Origin of the sequence: Pseudovibrio sp. Alg231-02 (assembly GCF_900143565.1) — a bacterium.
Classification (GTDB): Bacteria; Pseudomonadota; Alphaproteobacteria; order Rhizobiales; family Stappiaceae; genus Pseudovibrio.
Map to the genome: position 1 here is coordinate 639563 of NZ_FREX01000002.1, position 19472 is coordinate 659034.

Here is a 19472-nt window from a genome sequence, read left to right on the forward strand (position 1 = left end):
CTTGATATGCTGCAATTGACTTTCCCTGACAATTCCGTTCGCGAATATGACGTTGGTTCCACCGGAGCTGACGTTGCGGGGAGCATTTCTAAATCTCTCTTGAAGAAAGCTGTTGCCGTCGCGATTGACGGTGAGCTGCGCGATCTTTCTGATCCTATTCCAGCAAGTGCTGCGATTGAATTTGTTACTCGCGATGACCCTCGTGCGCTGGAATTGATCCGCCACGATGCGGCGCACGTGATGGCAGAAGCTGTGCAGGAGCTGTGGCCTGATACACAGGTTACAATTGGCCCTGTTATCGAGAACGGTTTTTATTACGACTTTAAGCGTGAAACGCCGTTCACACCTGAAGATCTGCCAAAAATCGAAAAGAAGATGCAGCAGATCATTCAGCGCAACGCGAAGTTCACCAAGGAAACCTGGAGCCGCGATGAAGCGAAGGAACACTTTGCTTCCAAGGGCGAAGATTACAAGGTTGAGCTTGTTGATGCGATTCCTGAAGATCAAACCGTTAAGATCTATAAGCAGGGTGATTGGCTGGATCTCTGCCGTGGTCCGCATATGGCATCCACTGGCCAGGTTGGTCAGGCATTCAAGTTGATGACTGTTGCTGGTGCTTACTGGCGCGGCGATTCTAACAATGAAATGCTGACCCGTATCTACGGTACTGCATGGTCCAATGAGAAAGATCTGAAAGCTTACCTCCATATGCTTGAGGAAGCTGAGAAGCGCGACCACCGTAAGCTTGGCCGTGAAATGGATCTGTACCACTTCCAGGAGGAAGGTCCGGGTGTTGTCTTCTGGCATCACAAGGGCTGGCAGTTGTTCCAGAACCTGACCAACTACATGCGTCGTCGTCTTGCTGATGACTATCAGGAAGTGAATGCACCTCAGATTCTGGATAAGTCGCTCTGGGAAACCTCCGGTCACTGGGAATGGTACCGCGAGAACATGTTTGCGACTGAGACCGAAGACCACCGTGTCTTTGCGATTAAGCCGATGAACTGTCCTGGTCACGTCCAGATCTTCAAGCACGGCCTGAAATCCTATCGTGATCTGCCTCTGCGTATGGCTGAGTTCGGTGCTGTTTCCCGCTATGAGCCATCTGGTGCGTTGCATGGCCTGATGCGCGTTCGCGCGTTTACGCAGGATGATGCGCATGTGTTCTGTACTGAAGAACAGATGGCTGCGGAATGCCACAAGATCAACGACCTGATTATGTCCGTCTACAAGGACTTCGGGTTTGAAGAGATTGTTGTGAAGCTTTCAACCCGTCCTGAAAAGCGTGTTGGTTCTGATGAAGTCTGGGATCACGCTGAAGCAGTGATGGGGGAAGTGCTGAAGGAGATCGAAGCGAACTCTGGCGGCAAGATCAAGACAGGTATTCTTGAGGGCGAGGGTGCGTTCTACGGTCCTAAGTTTGAGTACACTCTGCGCGATGCGATTGGTCGTGAATGGCAGTGCGGTACCACTCAGGTAGACTTTACCTTGCCAGAGCGCTTTGGTGCGTTCTATGTCGACAGCGATGGCGAGAAGAAGCAGCCGGTGATGATCCACCGCGCGATCTGTGGTTCTCTGGAACGTTTCCTCGGCATCCTCATCGAGAACTTTGCTGGTCACTTCCCATTGTGGCTGACACCTCAGCACTTCGTTGTGGCAGCAATCACTTCTGATGCAGATGATTATGCGAAAGAAGTGCATGCAGCGCTGAAAAAAGCTGGTTTGCGCGGTGAGCTGGATCTTCGTAACGAGAAGATCAACTACAAGGTTCGCGAGCATTCTCATGCCAAGATCCCTGTGATTATTGCGGTTGGTAAGCGTGAAGCAGAAGAGAAGACAGTGAGTATCCGTCGTCTTGGTTCGCGCAACCAAACATCAATGACATTGGATGAGGCGGTGGCAAGCCTTACTGATGAAGCAACAGCACCAGATCTGAAAGAGCAGGCTTCCTGATCTTTATAGACTGAGTGAAATTTTGAAGGCTGGCCGCAGGTTTCTGTTGCCAGCCTTTTTCTTTTTGGCCTCACTGTCGCCTAAACTTCACGTAAGTTTGCGAAAGCTTACAAAACCGGCTCAGATGAAATGAGTTATGTGAAGTGAGGATGTCGTGAACCACGCGGATTTAAGCTACGCCAATAGTACTCATCCCATATTGAAGCGATGGCTTATTCGCAGCATCGAAGGGCTCTCTGGTAAGCGAGCGCTGTTGGGCCTCTATGAGGAGTGGCGGGCTGGTTTTTGCGTTTCTGATCAGGCGCTCTGGCGTGATCTGCTGGATCAGATTGACCTACGTGTGGAATGTACCGGAAACGACTGGCCGCCCGCTGATCTGGATGGGAAGCCGCTGGTGCTGATTGCGAACCATCCCTATGGCATTGCAGATGGAATCGCGATTCTTTCGCTTGCTGAGCAGCTCAATCGTCCTTACCGCGTGCTGATCAATAATGAGCTGTTGAAGGTGCCTGAAATCAGGCCTTTCGCTTTGCCAGTAGACTTTGAAGAAACCGAAGAGGCTTTGCGCACCAATTTGAAAACACGGCAGGAAGCGCTGAGATTGCTGCGGGAAGGGGTGACGATCGTGATCTTTCCCGGTGGTGGTGTTGCGACAGCTGCTAAGCCATTTGGCAGGGCAGAAGAGCTGCCTTGGAAGACGTTCAGTGCCAAGCTCATTCGAAGTGCGCGAGCAACGGTGTTGCCGGTTTATTTTGAGGGCCAGAACTCGGCGTTGTTCCACATGGTCAGTCGCATTTCCCTGAGTTTACGATTGTCGCTTCTGATAAGCGAGTTCAAGAGCATTCTGGGGCAAACCATTCTCGCGCGGATTGGCTCTCCTATTGCCTTTGAGGTTTTAGAGGGATGCGAGAGCCAGAGAGAAATGATGGATGAGCTTCAGGCAACTGTTATGAACTTGCGGGATGGCGTTGAGGCGCCAAAGGGGGAAACCTTTTTTCTCCCGTAGGGCCTCCTCCTTAGAGCCGGCGTGAGCCAAAAAAGGCGCCGAGTGAGGCGCCTTGGTCATTCTTGATCTTGTGCAAGCCTTACAGAGGGTTTTCTGCGAGTACTTCCACTTCCACGTTGTTTACGCTTGGATTGACCGTGAACTCTTCGCGATACATCTCACCGTTGTTGCGCGCCATAACCGTATAGGTTCCGGCTGCTAGGGTGAGATCAAGGAACGCACCATTGCCGCTTGCAACTGTGTCGCCGCCTGGAGAGAGGATCGTCCAAGACGTGTTGGCCAAAGATGTCTTGTTTTTAGCGCTTACCAGCTTCAGCGTGATGTTGCCCGCCTGATGGTAAAGGGTTGCTTCGGTCAGCTTGCCTGCCTGGACGTGAATATCTGCGCGTACGACAGCGTTGACATCGCCGTAGCGGCTTTCAACATGGTAGGTGCCTGCGCTCACTGGAACCAGCTCGCCCGGCTTGATGCCAGATGCAATGAGACCGCGGTTACCTGTGGTGTCGTAAGTCATATCGTAGATGTTAAAGCGCACATCTTTGCGTGGCATCTGCTGATCGTTGCCCAGAGCAGCGTCCAGACGAATACCACCTGCGTTCAGGATGATTGTTCCTGTCTTCACACCGCTTTTAAGTTCATAGCGCGTGGTTGCAGTGACTTTGCCAAAAGAGGTGTGAACGAGGTAAGTACCCGGATCGAGGCGGAATTCTGCGTCCTGATCTTGAGAGGACGCGACCATGGTCAAAGATCCATCATCATTTTCTTTTGAAGAGTAGACGCGCCATTTCAGGCCGCGTGTGAGGTTTGGTGTTCCCTCAGCCAGCTTTGCTACCAGATAAAGGACAGGCTGTGCGCCGACAGGTGCCTGCTCTGCGCCTACAGATGGGGGAGCGTACGGTAAGAAGCTCGTACCCATTGTTGGTGCAAGGGATTGTCCCTGATAACCGCTGAGCGGGTCATAGCTGATAGGAGGTGCGATGGTCTTGTCTGGCTTTGCGCCCAAGTCCAGCACTTCTTTAGAGAATGGCAAAGCAGGTTTGGAAACAGGAATAGGACCTGCAGCCTGAGCGGCGTTTCCAAGCAAGGCCAATCCAGCACAAAATGCTGTGGCGGTTGCTGCGCGTTGTAGCGCTTTGCTGAACGTCGATATCCGCTCTAACTTCACGTGTGCTCTCGCTACTACTTCAGAAAGTGTTACCCGTGTGCGACAGTAAATACAAAACCGACACCCGATCGAGTGAAATCAGATTACAGTGACAAACTGTGATTTGGAAGTGTTTTATAAATTTTTACTAAGTGGGTTGGGGATTGGTAGTCAATGTGGCAAGAATGGGGCAAGACCATCCTTTAATTGACACAGTTGATATTCTGTATAGGACTATTGCGTAGCTTTAATCGTTGAAATCCTGAAAAGAATCGAGACCGTGGAAACTAAAGACCTTCCAGAACTGAAGAGTTTTCTCAAAACTCGTCGCTCCCATCTCGCTGCAACACTCGTGCACCCTGGTCCCAATCAAGCACAAATTTCAGAGCTTCTTGAGATAGCCTGCCGTGTTCCAGATCACGGAAAAATTTCTCCTTGGCGGTTTATTATCTATGACAATTCACAGGCTGACCCTATCGGTCTAAAGCTTGCTGAAATTGCAGAAAAACGTCAGGGCTCGCTTGGTGAGAACACCAAGGCAATGGAGCTGGAGCGTTTCAAGCGTGCGCCGTTGGTTATTGGCGTTCTGTCTTCTCCAAACCGGGAACATAAAGTTCCGGTCTGGGAGCAGGAGCTTGCTGTTGGGGCGGTTTGTGTCTCGCTCCTTAATGCCTGCTTTTCAATGGGTTTTGCAGGCCAGTGGCTCTCTGAGTGGTATGCTTTTGATGATGAGGCAGCTGCCTATCTTGGTGCTCGTGATGGGGAGCGGTTTGCAGGCTTCATTCATATCGGAAGCGCTAGCATTGTTCCGAGTGAGCGTCCTCGGCCTGATGTTGCCCGATTGACTGAATATTTTGAAAGTTCTCTTTCCGGTGTTGATGCGTAGGAGTTGAGGCAAGTATATGTTTTATGAAGCGAATAAGCCGCATGGATTACCTCACAATCCATTCAAGGCTGTTGTTGCACCTCGTCCGATTGGTTGGGTTTCTACCGTCTCTAAAGACGGTGTGCGCAATTTGGCTCCTTACAGTTTTTTCAATGCAGTGTGTGATACACCGCCGATGGTTGTGATTGGTTCCAGCGGTTACAAAGACTCTGTCCGCAACATCGAAGAAACTGGCGAGTTTGTCTGCAACCAGGCCACATTGGACCTTGCAGATGCGATGAACCTGTCCTCTGCAATGGTTGGTACTGATGTTGATGAGTTCGAGCTTTCCGGATTAACGGCGGAGCCATCCAAATTGATCAAGGCTCCGCGCGTTTTAGAGGCAAAAACTGCGTTGGAATGTAAGCTGGTTAATGTGCAGCGTCTGATCGATATTGACGGAAATGAGACCAACAGCTGGCTTATACTGGGTCAGGTTGTTGGTGTGCATATCGACGAGAGTGTGCTTGATAACGGCTTGCTCAATGTGGCGAAAATGAAGCCTTTGGCCCGGTTGGGTTACATGGATTACTCGGTGGTTGATTCTGTATTTCAGATGGACCGGCCAGCTCTTCCAGAAAAAGCATGATGGCGGGCGCTCAGGCGCCCCTTTTCTTATCTCGAAAATACCTGTTGTATCTGATGCGCGTCTTCAGGCGTGTTTGCGTTCATGCCGGTAAAGCCGAGTGCTACTGATTTTTCCAGATCCTCAGGTGCTGCCGTTGGTGCTGTATCCAGAGCAATCAGGTGAGCCGATTTTGCAGCAAACAGGCATTGTGTTTGTGCATATTGAAACGGCGGCAACAAATCACCGTTTTCATCTCTGGACTGTTTTGCATCCAGTGCCTCTTTCAACGCCTCTTCATTCCATGCCAGTGTGGTTAGGCGTGGGCTGGTGTTGGAGAGGTTCATGAGGTTGTGAAACGCTGCGGGATATCTGCCAAGTTCAGGAATGATCTTCACTGTGCAGTCTTGCAATGCGTGTTTGGCTTCAAGGACAGAAAGTATCGCGTGCAAACGTTCAATATCAGCGCGCGATTTGATGAAGGTTGGAACGACGCCTCTTGGCTTCACATGAGCATAGGGCTTGAGCGTTGAGAGGATCGTGTTCTCTGATGGTTCGTTCAGTGTGAGATAAAGGCCGTGGTGTTTGCCCAGCTCTGCCAGAGTGTTTGGCGAGCCATAAGGCTCGAACTCGCTGACGGGCTTTTCTGGCAAGATGGCGAGTGATACATTCCTCAGAGCTTTCAGCTCTTCTGTGTTTTCGAATGTTGAGGCCATCACGCTCAGCAGGCAGTTCATTGCTTTTCTCCGAATCCAATCAGAAATTGAATTGTAATGCATAATTCGTAGAGAACAGGATAGGCGAAAAATCTGTTTTAACTCAAATAACTCAGTGATTTCAGTAGGGTAAAATTAAAATTTAACTATTTATTAACTAATATTAAGAGATATTAACTAGTGGTATTATAGGGGGCAGATTCTCGTGAAGGTTGCAGGCGATCCTTCCATTGCAGGGCGTATTGAATCGGCTTTTCAAAAGGCCAGTTCCAAAACAGGTACGTCTTTTGACTTTCTGCTGCAAGCGGCTGCCCGTGAATCTTCCTTTGACCCAAACGCCAAAGCTAAAACCTCCTCTGCCTCGGGGCTTTTTCAATTCATCGAGTCCACCTGGCTTGAGACGCTCAAGAAAAATGGCGAGGAATTGGGCTTGCAAGACTATGCGCAGCACATTCGTGTTGATGCAAATGGTAAGTACCGCGTCGACAACAAGCACCTGAAGCAACAGCTTCTGGATCTGCGTTATGACCCTGATATCTCTTCGCTTGTTGCCGGTGCTTTGGCAAAAGACAACGCCTCTGGACTTTCTTCAAATCTGGGGCGGGACCCGTCCGCTGGTGAGCTGTATCTTGCGCATTTTCTTGGGGTGAATGGTAGTCTACGGCTTTTGAATGCTGCTCAGGACCGACCAGAGCACCCGGCTGCGGACCTGTTTCCGCTACAAGCGCGGTCCAATAAGGCTGTATTTTACAACAAGGATGGGCAGGCGCGGACCGTCAGCGATGTGCATGACCGCCTGGTTGGTCGCTTTAATGATACGATTGCTGGTTCAGATCGTCCGGCAGTTGGTGTGCGTAGGGGGCCTATCACTAAGCCGATTGACAGCCACCGCGTTGAAAGTCGCATTCTGACAGCATGGCGTGCGACGACGGTTGATAAAGATGAGGCTCCTTTTCAGTCCCTGTTTCGGACTGATGAAGCGGCAGCATTAACTGCGTCCAAAGCTGTGAGTGAGACGAAGCGATCCGGTGTTGAGGTTCAGGAATCAATCAGCCAACAGTTTGTTGCGCCAAAGCCAATCGCGAGACCATCTGGTGCACCTTTGGACCTGACCAAATTTCTTGCACCGTCCCAAGCAAATGGAAAGTCCTTAAGTAAGAAGGTCTAGAACCTGTGACTTACAGGCGTTTCTTGCTGCTCTAATCTTTCAAAAAACAAGTTTTACGAGAAACTGCGGGTGCGGTGAACGAAGCCTTAATAATTATGATTAATTATTTCTACCCATAGTTGGTGGATACAGGTTTCTGAGTGCCATGATTATCAAGAGTTTTCTGAATTGGGTGCAGTATGCGCCAAGTGGAAGTCGCGCACAGGCGGCTGGTGCTTTGGTGCGTGCTTCGCTGTACTCTGAACTTGAAAGCTCTGAGTACAGCGAAGCAGAGGCAGCATTGACCTTCCTGCTTGATGATCGTGATGTTGCAGTTCGGATCGCCCTTGCAGAAGCTTTTGGCGCTGCAAAGATTGTTCCTTCTCATATCATTTCTGCTTTGCTCGTGGACGAAGATGAAGTTGCGCTGCCTTTGCTTTCTGGTGCGACGACTATTCCAGAAGGTGAACTGGTGGATCTTGTTGCGACAGGCTCCACTCAGCGTTGTGTTGCAGTTGCCAGCCGGCCTGAAATTACGGTGGGTTTGTCTGCTGCTATCTGCGAAGTTGCTTGTGAAGAGGCCTGTGTTGCTTTGCTTGCAAATGAAAAGGCAGAGATTACACCCAACAGCATGGAACGTGTTGTTGCGCGGTTTGGCGAAAGCCGGGACGTGAAAGATGCTCTGATGTCTCGTGATGATGTTCCCTTGCAAATCAGACATATGATGCTGCGGCGTTACACTGAAGGTCTTGGGGATCATCCGCAGGTGCTTGGTGCAAGAAATATGCGTGCTCCTGAGCAACTGGTCGCTGATGCACAGGATCGCTCCACGATTTCACTGGCCTGGAGTGCTTCTGACAAAGAGCTGCACGGGCTTGTTGAACATCTGGTTGTTTCCGCTCAGATGACAAGCGTTCTTTTGCTTCGTTCAGCAGTAACCGGTTGCTTTAACTTGCTTACAAGCTCGTTGGCTCGTTTGTCTGATTATGAGGAGGATCAGGTGTTTGACGCATTGGCGACGCCATTTGGTGCTTCGCTGCGCCGTGTCTTGTCAGCTGCTGGCTTGCCTGATCGCACGCATGCGCTTTTCCAGGAGTGCATTGCCAGCTGGCAGCGGGTCGAAAACATGCAGATCGACCATTGGTCCAAGTCACGTATTGTGGCTGGTGATCTGATTGCGCTGGAAGATGAGCTTGGTATTGAGGATCTGGGAGATCTGCAAGACTTGTTGCATCGCCTCTCCAATGAGGCGGCGCGCGAAAGTGCACGTACTCGTGTTGCTGAAATGCTGAGCGACGTGGCTTAAGGTATTCAGCTTATTGCCTGATTAGCTGTCGACGAGTTCTGTGAGCGGAGCGCTCGCTTCTTCCAGTCTTGTCACAAGCGCGACACCAAGCCGATTGGTTTCATCGCGGGCATCTTCAGAAATCATTGCATTGATTGCGCTTACGTGTTGAGCGATGAGCTCTTTCGGGAAGCTCTCTTGTGTCTTGGCGGCGACCAGCAAGAGTGTCAGATTGTTTGCAACGCGGCCAACCAGTGGGAAGCCCAGAGTTTCCGCCTGGCCTTTGATATCGTGGGCGCAACGGAACAGTGCGTCGTAGGTTTCCCCTGTAAAATCAGCATTCTGTGCTGCCTGATTGGTCTCTTTCAGGCAATCGACTTCCGACCCCATCCAGCTTTCAAACTTGTCAGAGAGCTTTTCTATGGCTTCTTCAGCTGCTTTGACCGGGTCGAACTTGGCAGCTTCAATGGTCGACATCTTCCGGACTTTTTTGGAAAGGTCGTTTGGAACGCGGATGTGTTCCTGAGAAGATTTATCTGAACCAGTTAAAGAAGCCATTGTCCTGCGTAATTCCTGAGCCTGCATTGCTGTAGGCGTGATTATATTTCGAATTCGAAATAATATCTAACTATTTTACGAGCAATTCCAACCCGAAGTTGTTTCTTCTAGCATATTTGGTTGTGATCATAGCATCAACTGGTTGTGTCTTAGTACTTAAACATCTCAGAGAGGATACGTTCGTCCCAGCTGTGTTCATTATCGAACATGATGCAGCTTTGAGCAGTCGCGTCCTGATAGATGGTCGTGCTGATGACATTGCGGAACTCACGGTGATCAGCGGCTGCGTTGACTGGTCGTTTGTCTGCTTCAAGTACTTCAATCTTAACGGTGTTCTGTGTTGAGAGCAGAGCACCGCGCCAGCGTCTTGGACGGAAGGCACTGATGGGTGTAAGTGCCATCAGGGGAGAGTCAATCGGCAGGATCGGACCATGGGCTGACAGGTTATAAGCTGTGCTGCCCTGGGGAGTAGAGATAATGATACCATCGCATGCCAGCTCTTCCATGCGGACGCGGCCATCTACGGAGATGCGCAGTTTCGCAGCTTGATGGGATTTGCGCAGGAAAGAGACTTCATTGATTGCACGAGCGGTGAACTCGTTTCCGTCTTTGTCGACAGCTTCAATGTTGAGTGGATGGAGAGGTGTTATCTCTGCTTTTTCAAGGCGTTCGATCAGGCCTTCAGTCTTGTACTCATTCATGAGAAAGCCGACTGAACCGCGATTCATGCCGTAGATCGGCATGCCTTTGTTCATAAACTTATGTAGATAAGAGAGCATAACTCCGTCGCCGCCAAGAGCGACAATGACGTCCGCATCGTCTTGCGAGGCAGATCCGTACATCTTTTCAAGAGCTTGGCGTGCAGCAAGTGCTTCTGGCGTATCGCTGGAAACAAAGGCAATGCGGTTGATAGTTCTTCTCTTCAAAGACGGCTCCTCCCTTAAAAAGGAGGTAGCATGACTTTGGGAAAATTCAAACTGCCTTTATGTCGCTTCTCGTGGGATTGCCAATGGATTAGCACATGCCTTGCCAGTTTTTACTGTAAAAAATACATAGATCCTATAAGTATTGTGTTGTGTATTTGTGCAATGCTACTTGTTTGTGTTCGAATAAACATCAAGGTACTGAATTGCAACAGTTGTTGTTTTGGTTGTTTGGAGGGGTTTTTGTTGAAATAACTTTCGAGTATGTTGATTGTGTTGCAGATAGTTGAAATTCTTTCAAGATATCAATTATCTACAATGTTGCGACCTGAATATACTGCCTACCTTTTCTTATAGATATTTGAAGTTGAGACCTTTTGAGCTTTAAACAAGAGGTCGGTGGGAGCTCTTGCGCGGCGGCAAGGGCTCCCACCTTTTTACTTCTGGTACGGCTGTTTAGCTGGTGTGTTGGTGTGGAAGCGCCTTGGTACCACCTGACATAGCTGTTGGAACGCCTGTGGTTCCCGGAAAGCTGATCGGCAAATTGCGATCGCATCTGGCTGCGAGGAAGGCGAAGCATTCGGCCTCCACGGCATCCCCACGCCAGCCAAGTTCTTCTGCCTGAATGATTTTTACGTTTGCCCGCGCTTCGATCTCTTTCAGAAGCTGCGGGTTTTTTCGTCCGCCACCGCAGGCTACCAAGCGAGCCGGGTGCTTTGGTAGCATGTCCAGCCCTTTGCCGACTGCGCTTGCTGAAAATGCAGTGAGCGTTGCTGCGCCGTCTTGCAGAGAAAGATCGGTTGCCATGTTTTTTGTGAAGCTGTTGCGGTCGAGGGATTTGGGGAAGGCTTCGGTGAGATACGGATGTTCGAGAAGCGTTTTGAGGCGGTCTTCGTCCACTTGTCCGCTGGCTGCGATGAGGCCGTCGCGGTCCATGTCGCCGCGATTATGGGAGCTGATCCAGTCGTTTATAGGCGCGTTGGCTGGGCCTGTGTCGAACGCGATCAGAGTGTTATGCCCGTCCCACCACGAGATGTTGCCGACGCCGCCAAGGTTCAGAATTGCTGTGTCCGTTGGATTGTCGGACAGACCAGCGCTTCTCAAGAGGGCCTGATGGTAGATGGCTGCGAGGGGTGCGCCTTGTCCACCTGCTTTTATGTCCTGCGTCCTGAAGTCGTAAATCACTGGAATGTCGAGCATATCAGCGATGATCTGACCGTCACCGAGCTGACGGGTTGCACCTTTCTGGCCAGCTTTCGGTGCTCGGTGCAAGACGGTTTGGCCGTGAAAACCGATCAACGCAATATTTTGCGTTGAAATGGAGTTTTTTGAAAGGAAATGTGAAATCGCACGGGCCTGACCTTCGCTCAATGCCTTTTCTGCCCGGGCGAAGATTTCTGGTTCTTCGGAGGCAAAGTTCCACTCCTGAGCGGCAGCCATTGCTTCCGCGATCAGCTGGTTGGTCTCAGGGGGATAACTTGCCAGTGTATAAGGGCCGAACTCTTCGATGGTTTGTCCATCGGTTTTCAGCATGGCGATGTCGACGTTGCCGTCCATTACCGTTCCGGTCATCAGACCGATGCACCATTGAGCCGCCATTTATTCCCCCACTCACAAAACCCGGTAGACTTAAACCTGAAGAGACTTCGGTTGGAACCTGATGTTGCAAGGAAGGGTGTGTGCCTTGTGGATCGGCCTGCGCGAAGTCATAACTTCATAGCTGCTTCTGGTCGTGGTGACAAACGCTGGAACGATGGAGGATTGTGTGTTTTTAGCTGGAGATTGTGGTCATCGGAGATATCGCCAAGCGTTCTACACATCAAGCTGAGTGATGAATTGAGGCGATGAAAACGTACTTGGCTTGTTGCGCTCCAACGAATATGTTAGTTTTTATGCATAAAATGTCTATTTGAAATCAACATTTCAGGTTCTTTATCCGGCAAAATTACTATTATAAATAGTACTTATATTATCAATGCTGGTTTGATGCACCTCAATGCTCACGTGCCCCACTCTCAATAATTGGAATAAGTGTAAAATTCTCTTATTCAACTGGAGGTGGAGATGAGTTTGAAAAGGGTGATGGGCCTGATGGTCACTGCTGCGATGGTGGTGCCTGCCGGGCAGGTTTTGGCAGCGGATATGCCTGTGCCACAGGAAGATATCATGGCTGCGGCTGCATCTGAAAAGAGCCCTTGGCAGATCCGTGTGCGCGCTCTTGGTGTGATTACTGAAGATAGCGGTTCAGTGAGTGGCGTTCCTGGCTCAGACCTGTCCTATTCGAATACCGTGGTGCCTGAGCTGGATATCACCTACTACTTTACCGAAAATATTGCTGCCGAGCTGGTTTTGGGAACGACATGGGCGAATGTAGATGGTGATGGCGCTCTTGCGGGTACCGATGTGGGGGATACATGGATCCTGCCGCCAACTCTGACTTTGCAGTATCACTTCACCAACTTTGGCGCTTTCAAGCCTTATATTGGTGCAGGTGTGAACTATACGATTTTCTATAATCAAGATGCCAATGACGTTGATGATCTTGATATTGAAAATACATTTGGGGCAGCGCTTCAAGTTGGTTTCGATTACATGATCGATGACAATTGGGGTGTAAACTTGGACGTTAAGAAGCTGTTCCTTGAGCCTGACTTTGACGTGAAAGTCGGCAGTGACAAGCTGAAAGGCACTGCTGAGCTGAATCCTTGGCTGGTTGGCGCTGGTATTACTTACCGTTTCTAAGGCTTCATAGCTGCTTAAAAAGTAAGGCTTGGATGTGTGAGCACCCAAGCCTTTTGTTTTGCGTGATGCCAAGCTCTTAGGCGGTTTCCAGCGCCTTTTCGGTGTTCACCCGCACCGCCTGACCTTCTGCATCGAAGAAGTGGGTGAGGGCAGGGTCAAAGGCGAGGCCGACTGTGTCGCCCGCTTTGTAGTGTTCCAGACCTGACAGTCTCACAAGGACGGTTCCCAAGTTCTCAGCGGCAACGTAGATGAATAGGTCCGCGCCAAGGTATTCGACGTGTTCCACCGTTCCGGTCATTGCGGCGTCAGCAGAAGACACCACGCTGATATGTTCTGGGCGGATGCCCAACTTTATAGGAGTGCCTTCGTTTTGTGTGAAGGGGGACGGTTGTTCAGAGTGTCCGGCCAACGAGAACGTGTCCTTGCCAAACTCAACGGGCAGGATGTTCATCTTTGGTGAGCCGATGAACTGAGCCACGAACAGGTTGTCCGGGTGCTCATAGAGTTCTCGCGGAGAGCCGACCTGTTCGATACGACCAGACTGCAGAACCACAATTTTATCAGCCAGTGTCATGGCTTCCACCTGATCATGGGTCACATAGATCATGGTGGCATCCAGATTGCGGTGTAGTTTTGCAATCTCGAAACGCATTTCAACACGCAGGGCTGCATCGAGGTTGGAGAGCGGCTCGTCAAACAAGAAGGCAGCTGGATCACGGACGATGGACCGGCCAATGGCAACGCGTTGTCGCTGACCACCAGACAAGGCTTTTGGGCGGCGATCGAGATACTCCTCTAGCTGAAGGACCGCGGCTGCCTTGTTGACCTTGGCTTCTATCTCGGACTTTGGCGCGCCAGCAGTTTTCAGTGCAAAGCCCATGTTTTCCCGCACGCTCATGTGTGGGTAGAGTGCATAGCTTTGGAACACCATGGAGAGCCCGCGCCCTGACGGTGGCAGAGCAGTGACGTCCTTGCCGTCAATGTGTACACTGCCGCGGCTGGCTTCTTCCAGACCGGAGATCACCCGCAAGAGGGTGGACTTGCCGCAGCCAGAGGGACCAACAAAGATGACGAACTCACCGGGATTGATCTCAAGATCAATCCCTTTGATGACCTGAAGATCACCAAACCATTTTTCGACACCCTCAAGGCGAATAGCTCCCATTCTTCCGTTCCTCCTCAGGCTGCTTTAGCGGTCAGGCTTGGTGTGGCCCATGTGAGCCAGATAGCGGATGTCCATGAGAAGGAGTTGCCGCCAGCACCTTCACCCGTGATTGGATCAAAGTATTCCGCAAAATCACTCTTTTCGATCAGTGCAACGGTGTCTGTGCGCAGGCGCTCAGCACGGGCTGTATCGCCCATATCTGCAAACCCTGTTGCTATGAGGTAGTTGATGATGCCCCAGACCGGACCACGCCAGTAGCGCATGCTTTCAAACAGTGGATGATCTGGATCGTAGCTTGGCATGGTGTAGTTGACCTTTGCTGCGATACGATCGAAATGCTTGCGTGTTGGGTTGATGTACTTTTCTTCGCGAATGCCTGCATATGGTGCGAGGAAGGAGGCGCTGGAGATGCCATCGCCCAGAACGTCATTGCGCAGATCGTAAGTGCAGAAGGCTTGCTTTTCTTCATTCCAGAGCTTGGCCACGCCTTTTTCCGTCAACGCAATCCAGCCCTTCAGTTCTTCTGCTGCGTCTGTTTCGCCCAGAGCTTCGGCCATGGCCAGCAGGTCACGGTCTGCGCGCAACAGGATGAAGGTGTTGCCCGGGTCAGCTACAAAGAACGGGCACTGATCTGCAACGATCTTTGGATCCCAGTTGTTGTCGCGGCCAAACTTCACGATTGCCAGATAGCGGTCGTAGTCGATCTTCTTCGGGCGCATCTCAGGGTTTACGTGAGATGTGTCCTTGCGGGTGTACTCGCCAATCTCTGAGATATCGACGTGGCTTGCGGCGTTGTCCCAGTCCGGAAGGTTGTCGCGGCCAGATTCCCATGGATGCATGATAGCGATGACGCCGTAACCTTCCGGGTCACGGTAGGTGTGATACCAGCGATGCCATGCCAGCAGCTTCGGGAAGAGGGTTTTGATTTTCTCGATGCCAGCTTCTGAGGTGTCCTGCTCAAACAAGCGGCGAACAACGGTTGCTGCCACTGGTGGCTGGGAGTGGCCGGAGGTTGGGATCTTCGGGTTTGTGGTGCCCCAGACGGATGGGCCAGGGAAGTAGCTCGGGTCATCCTTGCGGAAGATGATGTGTGGGACCATGCCGTCATCCCACTGGCCTTCAAAGAGCAGTTCAATCTCTTCCCATGCGCGGTCCATGTTGAACGTAGCAAAGCCGAGGGCGACGAAAGCGCTGTCCCAGTTCCACTGGTATGGGTAGAGGCCTTTGGTTGGAATGGTGTAGCCGCCCAGATCATTTTCCTTGAGGATGGAAATGGCCTGATTGTCGAGTTGTGCGGACATAGTAGATACTCCGATGTTTTTTCTTTTTGACAGTGCCGCTTAGCCTTTGACGCTGCCTGCTGTCAGGCCCTGAACGAGAAAGCGTTCGAACCACAGGAAGATGCCAAGAACAGGGACTGTTGCGATGACCGCACCGGCCATCAGGTGTTGACGGGGGACTTCTGAAGAATTGAGGGACACGACACCGCGCGAAAGGGTGAAGATGTCCGGATCATCCAGGAACATGAAGGCGAAGAGGAATTCGTTCCACGCGATCATGAAGACGTAAAGGGATACGGATGCCAGCGCAGGCAAGGACAGCGGCAGGGTGATTTTGAGGATCACACCCAGACGGCTGAGACCATCCATGAGGCCTGCTTCTTCCAGCTCTGCAGGCAGGCCTTTGAAGTAACCTTGCAGCATGTACAGGGCGACCGGAATGGTGGTTGCCGGATAGACGATGAGCAGGCCAGTCAAAGAGTTTCGCAGACCCAGCTGAGAGAAGACGGCGTAAAGCGGTATGACCAGAACAATCGCTGGTACCATGTAGATGAGCAGCACGGAGCGGGACATCCAGGAGCGACCCGGGAAGTTCAGGCGGGAGACCGCGTAAGCGCCCGGGACTGAGAACAGCAGGGTTAGGATGACAGTTGCTACTGAAACAATGGCAGAGACCGTCAGGTAGGTGCCGAAGTTGAACTGGGTGAACAGCTCTACGTACGAGCGGAACATGCCGGAGATGCCGCCTGACAGATCAATGGACAGATCCAGCGGGTTGCCGAGCAGTTGTTGTTGGCTTTTCAGGCTGGTCATGACCATGACGTAGAATGGCAGGGCAACCATCACCGTGAAGATGACGAAGCCAAAGCCTTTTGCAACACGCAGGAAGACGACTTCCTTCTCATATCGTGTGAGGTTGCCCTTTGGCGTGCCTGCCAGTGTCTGTCGATTGGCCCAATACGTTATGGCTACAAAAGAGACCAGTGCGATGAGCTGCCAGAGCGGTTCTACGGAAAGTGGCAAGGCAAACGGAGCGCCGAGAGTTGCTGCGAGCAGCGCCAGCAGGATGATGGCGGCAGGGGCGTATTTTTGACCGGTGCTGGCGGTTTTACTCTCCCACAGATGGGTGAAGAGAGCGCCCAGCGCGGAGGCGAGGACGGCGGCGCCCACTTGTGGGATGGCGAGCTCTCCGGTGATGAGTGTCAGGGTGACACCAATCACGATCATGGAGAGGAAGCCCCAGACGCCGCCGCTTAGGCCGGCAAGAACGTAGCTACTGAGCAATCTCATAGCCCTTCCTCCTTGGTGGAAAAGCGGATGAACAAGGTGGCGAAGGTGACGAGAACAACAAAGACGACCACGGCAACGGCAGCGCCTGCACCCAGATTGGAAAGGGCAAAGCCTTGCTCGTACACATCCACAGTCAGTGTGCGGGTTCCGGCGTTACCACCAGTGAGCAGGAAGATGTCGTCGAACTTGTTGAAGGTCCAGATGAAGCGCAGCAGGAAGAGTACGGACAGGATGCCCATGAGCTGTGGCAGGGAAATGTACCAGAATTGCTGCATTGGGGTTGCGCCATCCATTTCTGCTGCCTCATAGATGTCCGTTGAAACGGATTGCATGCGAGCCAGAATGAACAGGAAAGACAGCGGGAAGTAACGCCATGCCTCAAACGCGATGACAGTTGAGAGCGCCAGTGGAAACTCGAAGGAGGTTCCGAACAGGTGCAGATCTACCGCGCGCTGACCGAAGAAGTTTACCGGTTCAGCGAGAACACCCATCTTGGTGAGCAGGGCATTCAGGGTTCCGGAGAATGGATCCAGCAAGACGACCCAGGTGAAAGCAACGGCAATCACTGGAGATACGTAGGGGAACAGGAACAGCCCACGCAGAATGCCTCTGCCCTTGAAGGAGGTGTTGAGGAGCTGTGCTGCAAACAGGCCGAGGACCAGTGCGCCAACTGTGCCGAAGATGGTGTAGTAGAACGTGACACGCAGAACGCTCCAGAACTCGTCACTGTCAAACACACGGCGGAAGTTATCGAGCGTGAAGGTGCCGTTGGTGAGCACACTGTCAGCATCGCCGTAGGAAACAGGCTTGCTGGCTTTCTCCGGCTTTCTCAAAGCAAGGTATTCGTTAGAGACTGTGCCTGAAATGACCAGTTTTTCGCGGGCTTTGCCCTCAAGCGTGCCAAGGTCGCACTGTATGTTGATCCCATTGAGAGAGCAGGCATTCGGCAGCTTTAGCGCGGTGAAACCGGGTGGGAGGATGTCGGTAAAGCCTGCGTCTGCGATGGAGTTTTTCTGGGAGGAGTTTCTGACGCGGTACTCCAGCGTTGCCGGATCGCCTGCCTGCTTTGGTTTGCCTTTGACGCGTTCGTTGATGAGGACTTTCGGAGCGCGCAGATCGCCCAGCTCCACGGGCTTGAAGCTGATCCAGAAGTTGGCGACCAGAGGTCCGAGAACAATTGCGAGGATGATCAGAAACGTGGGTGCCAGCATGGTGTAGGCAAGGCGTGCTTCCCGCTTTTGCATAGGGCCTGCGCCTTTGGGCGGCTGGCTCACGCTTTCACCTGCTGTGCTAACAGATTTTCCGGCCTGATCGGCTATGGCGCTCATTGCGCTGTGCTCCTGATATCACGGTGGTTTTGGTGGATTGAGAGCCCGCAGACACGAGGCCTGCGGGCTGAGATCGTGGCATCAGGCCTTACTTGATCTTGGCAAGTTCCTGATTGATCTTGGTGACCGCTTCTTCTGCAGAGAGTTCGTCATCAATGAACTCGCGGGTGTAGCGGTTGATGGCCATGGAGTTCAGGATCTTGGAGGCAAGGCTGAGCTGGCCTTCCTTCACTCCCCAACGGCTGGCCGTATCCAGACCTTCCACAATCTGGGTGATTGTCTCAGCCGGATAGAGCTCTGTAAGCGGTGCTTTGCGGTCCACACCCACTGGCAGGGTTGCCCAGCCTTTGATGAAGGCTTCTTTGTCCTCAGCATTGCCGCGGCGAACAGGGAATTTGCCTTCTGGCGCGATGGACAGGGTCGCCAGATAGCCATCGTTCATGGAGTATTCCACGAACTGCTGTGCAGCTTCGGTGTCAGCATCGTTGGTGATGGAGAAGTAACGGATGTCACCCCATGCTGCGCCAGCCTTGTTGGATGGGCCTGACAGAGTGGTTACAACGCCGGTCTTACCTGCCAGTTCCTTGGAGGTTGGGTCACCGTTGATGGTTGGCGGAGCACTGTCACGCAGGCCTGCCAGCTCGTCCAGAATGAACGGAGACCAGATGATCATGGCTGCCTTGCCAGAGAAGTACAACTCGCGGGACTGTTTCCAGTACAGATCGCCTGGAGGGGAGGCTTTTGCCAGTGCTTTGTAGAAAGTCAGAGCTTCTGCAAGTTTCTTCTCGTCAAAGCCTTTGAAGCCGTTCTTGTCAACCGGAGTTGCACCGTTTGCCAGAAGCACATGTTCCAGCAGCTGGCTCATGAAGCTTTCGTCGATCTTTGTCGCAGCCACAAAGCCGAACTGCTCTGGTGGATTGTGCAGTTTTTCAAGGGCTGTGAGGATGGAAGCGTAGGTGTTTGGTGCTTCCAGACCGGCAGCATCAAACAGGTCCTTGCGGTAGACGATCATCTGAGTCCAGCCATCCACCGGAACAGCTGCGTAGCCGTCAGGCAGGGCTGCCATGTTCAGAGCGCCGGATGCGAAGGTGCTTTCTTCCAGATCTTCGATGACTTCGGTTGCTGCATCGGTGTCGATGATGCCAGCTTCTGCCCACGGCAGAACGTGGATCAGCGGATGATAGATGACGTCAGGCAGATCGCCGGCTGCATAAGCTGCTGTTGCGCGGGTGCCCATGTCTTTTTCGGTTACCGGAATGACATTGACTTCAATGCCGGTCTTCTCGGTAAACGCCTTTGCCATTGCTTCCTGCTTGGCAAGACGTGCAGGCTGTTCTTCTGTGGTCCAGAAGCGCAGCGCTTCAGCCTGTGCAGCACTCATTGCAAATGCAAGCGTGCCAACAAGGGCTGTCGTTCTTAGAATGTTCCTCCCGAACATAATTTCC

At 52.0% G+C, this 19472-nt stretch carries 17 protein-coding genes; 7 read left to right on the forward strand and 10 right to left on the reverse strand.

What is annotated here, in order from left to right:
• Positions 1 to 6 precede the first annotated feature (6 nt).
• Complete coding sequence (gene thrS / locus DHN43_RS08475; RefSeq protein ID WP_108818305.1) at positions 7 to 1953, forward strand: threonine--tRNA ligase; 1947 nt, start codon at positions 7 to 9, stop codon at positions 1951 to 1953.
• A 154-nt stretch (positions 1954 to 2107) separates the two neighbouring features.
• Positions 2108 to 2959, forward strand: coding sequence for a 1-acyl-sn-glycerol-3-phosphate acyltransferase (locus DHN43_RS08480; protein WP_108818306.1), 852 nt, complete (start codon positions 2108 to 2110; stop codon positions 2957 to 2959).
• A gap of 79 nt (positions 2960 to 3038) precedes the next feature.
• Here the strand turns inward: DHN43_RS08480 and DHN43_RS08485 are convergent, their stop codons facing one another.
• Positions 3039 to 4124, reverse strand: a complete 1086-nt coding sequence (locus DHN43_RS08485; protein WP_057462510.1) for a hypothetical protein — start codon at positions 4122 to 4124, stop codon at positions 3039 to 3041.
• Between the two features lie 259 nt (positions 4125 to 4383).
• Between DHN43_RS08485 and DHN43_RS08490 the strand changes: the two genes are divergently transcribed.
• On the forward strand, positions 4384 to 4989 hold the full coding sequence (locus DHN43_RS08490) for a nitroreductase family protein (protein ID WP_108818307.1): 606 nt from the start codon (positions 4384 to 4386) through the stop codon (positions 4987 to 4989).
• Between the two features lie 16 nt (positions 4990 to 5005).
• Positions 5006 to 5617 carry a flavin reductase family protein gene (locus tag DHN43_RS08495; RefSeq protein WP_108818308.1) on the forward strand — a complete coding sequence of 204 codons (612 nt, stop codon included), beginning with the start codon at positions 5006 to 5008 and terminating at the stop codon, positions 5615 to 5617.
• A gap of 26 nt (positions 5618 to 5643) precedes the next feature.
• Here DHN43_RS08495 and DHN43_RS08500 read toward each other — a convergent pair whose 3' ends face one another.
• Positions 5644 to 6330 carry a citrate lyase subunit beta gene (locus DHN43_RS08500; RefSeq protein WP_108818309.1) on the reverse strand — a complete coding sequence of 229 codons (687 nt, stop codon included), beginning with the start codon at positions 6328 to 6330 and terminating at the stop codon, positions 5644 to 5646.
• A gap of 184 nt (positions 6331 to 6514) precedes the next feature.
• Here DHN43_RS08500 and DHN43_RS08505 point away from each other — a divergent pair, with 184 nt between their 5' ends.
• Together DHN43_RS08505 and DHN43_RS08510 are read left to right on the forward strand one after the other, a co-directional pair.
• Positions 6515 to 7477 (forward strand): transglycosylase SLT domain-containing protein, encoded by a 963-nt coding sequence (locus DHN43_RS08505; RefSeq protein ID WP_108818310.1) that lies wholly within the window; start codon positions 6515 to 6517, stop codon positions 7475 to 7477.
• A gap of 145 nt (positions 7478 to 7622) precedes the next feature.
• Entirely contained in the window at positions 7623 to 8762 is a 1140-nt protein-coding gene (locus tag DHN43_RS08510; protein ID WP_108818311.1) for a DUF2336 domain-containing protein, read from the forward strand.
• A 21-nt stretch (positions 8763 to 8783) separates the two neighbouring features.
• On the opposite strand, the gene DHN43_RS08515 is transcribed toward DHN43_RS08510, so the two are convergent.
• From DHN43_RS08515 to DHN43_RS08525, 3 genes are all read right to left on the reverse strand, one after another.
• Complete coding sequence (locus DHN43_RS08515; protein WP_208995066.1) at positions 8784 to 9299, reverse strand: Hpt domain-containing protein; 516 nt, start codon at positions 9297 to 9299, stop codon at positions 8784 to 8786.
• 149 nt (positions 9300 to 9448) lie between these two features.
• Positions 9449 to 10225, reverse strand: a complete 777-nt coding sequence (locus tag DHN43_RS08520) for an NAD kinase (protein ID WP_063289517.1) — start codon at positions 10223 to 10225, stop codon at positions 9449 to 9451.
• 453 nt (positions 10226 to 10678) lie between these two features.
• Positions 10679 to 11821, reverse strand: a complete 1143-nt coding sequence (locus DHN43_RS08525; RefSeq protein ID WP_108818313.1) for an anhydro-N-acetylmuramic acid kinase — start codon at positions 11819 to 11821, stop codon at positions 10679 to 10681.
• Positions 11822 to 12286: 465 nt separating this feature from the next.
• On the opposite strand from DHN43_RS08525, the gene DHN43_RS08530 reads away from it, so the two are divergent.
• The gene (locus DHN43_RS08530; protein ID WP_108818314.1) at positions 12287 to 12964 is read left to right on the forward strand and encodes an OmpW/AlkL family protein; all 678 of its coding nucleotides are present in this window, start codon (positions 12287 to 12289) and stop codon (positions 12962 to 12964) included.
• Between the two features lie 76 nt (positions 12965 to 13040).
• Here DHN43_RS08530 and DHN43_RS08535 read toward each other — a convergent pair whose 3' ends face one another.
• The 5 genes from DHN43_RS08535 to DHN43_RS08555 form a co-directional block, all read right to left on the reverse strand.
• Positions 13041 to 14129, reverse strand: coding sequence for an ABC transporter ATP-binding protein (locus DHN43_RS08535; protein WP_108818315.1), 1089 nt, complete (start codon positions 14127 to 14129; stop codon positions 13041 to 13043).
• A gap of 14 nt (positions 14130 to 14143) precedes the next feature.
• A complete protein-coding gene (locus tag DHN43_RS08540; RefSeq protein ID WP_108818316.1) occupies positions 14144 to 15430 on the reverse strand; it encodes an MGH1-like glycoside hydrolase domain-containing protein in 1287 nt (428 codons plus the stop codon).
• A gap of 39 nt (positions 15431 to 15469) precedes the next feature.
• A complete protein-coding gene (locus DHN43_RS08545; protein WP_108818317.1) occupies positions 15470 to 16699 on the reverse strand; it encodes a carbohydrate ABC transporter permease in 1230 nt (409 codons plus the stop codon).
• A complete protein-coding gene (locus tag DHN43_RS08550) occupies positions 16696 to 18027 on the reverse strand; it encodes a carbohydrate ABC transporter permease (RefSeq protein WP_108818318.1) in 1332 nt (443 codons plus the stop codon). Before DHN43_RS08550 ends, DHN43_RS08545 begins: the two co-directional genes overlap by 4 nt.
• An 88-nt stretch (positions 18028 to 18115) precedes the next feature.
• The gene (locus DHN43_RS08555) at positions 18116 to 19465 is read right to left on the reverse strand and encodes an ABC transporter substrate-binding protein (RefSeq protein WP_108818453.1); all 1350 of its coding nucleotides are present in this window, start codon (positions 19463 to 19465) and stop codon (positions 18116 to 18118) included.
• Positions 19466 to 19472 lie beyond the last annotated feature (7 nt).

Bases quoted from the DNA above. Each gene is read 5' to 3' on its own strand.
- thrS (WP_108818305.1), top strand. From the start codon at position 7: ATGCTGCAATTGACTTTCCCTGACAATTCCGTTCGCGAATATGACGTT.
- DHN43_RS08495 (WP_108818308.1), top strand. From the start codon at position 5,006: ATGTTTTATGAAGCGAATAAGCCGCATGGATTACCTCACAATCCATTC.
- DHN43_RS08500 (WP_108818309.1), bottom strand. From the start codon at position 6,330: ATGAACTGCCTGCTGAGCGTGATGGCCTCAACATTCGAAAACACAGAA.
- DHN43_RS08510 (WP_108818311.1), top strand. From the start codon at position 7,623: ATGATTATCAAGAGTTTTCTGAATTGGGTGCAGTATGCGCCAAGTGGA.
- DHN43_RS08515 (WP_208995066.1), bottom strand. From the start codon at position 9,299: ATGGCTTCTTTAACTGGTTCAGATAAATCTTCTCAGGAACACATCCGC.
- DHN43_RS08525 (WP_108818313.1), bottom strand. From the start codon at position 11,821: ATGGCGGCTCAATGGTGCATCGGTCTGATGACCGGAACGGTAATGGAC.
- DHN43_RS08530 (WP_108818314.1), top strand. From the start codon at position 12,287: ATGAGTTTGAAAAGGGTGATGGGCCTGATGGTCACTGCTGCGATGGTG.
- DHN43_RS08535 (WP_108818315.1), bottom strand. From the start codon at position 14,129: ATGGGAGCTATTCGCCTTGAGGGTGTCGAAAAATGGTTTGGTGATCTT.
- DHN43_RS08540 (WP_108818316.1), bottom strand. From the start codon at position 15,430: ATGTCCGCACAACTCGACAATCAGGCCATTTCCATCCTCAAGGAAAAT.
- DHN43_RS08545 (WP_108818317.1), bottom strand. From the start codon at position 16,699: ATGAGATTGCTCAGTAGCTACGTTCTTGCCGGCCTAAGCGGCGGCGTC.
- DHN43_RS08550 (WP_108818318.1), bottom strand. From the start codon at position 18,027: ATGAGCGCCATAGCCGATCAGGCCGGAAAATCTGTTAGCACAGCAGGT.
- DHN43_RS08555 (WP_108818453.1), bottom strand. From the start codon at position 19,465: ATGTTCGGGAGGAACATTCTAAGAACGACAGCCCTTGTTGGCACGCTT.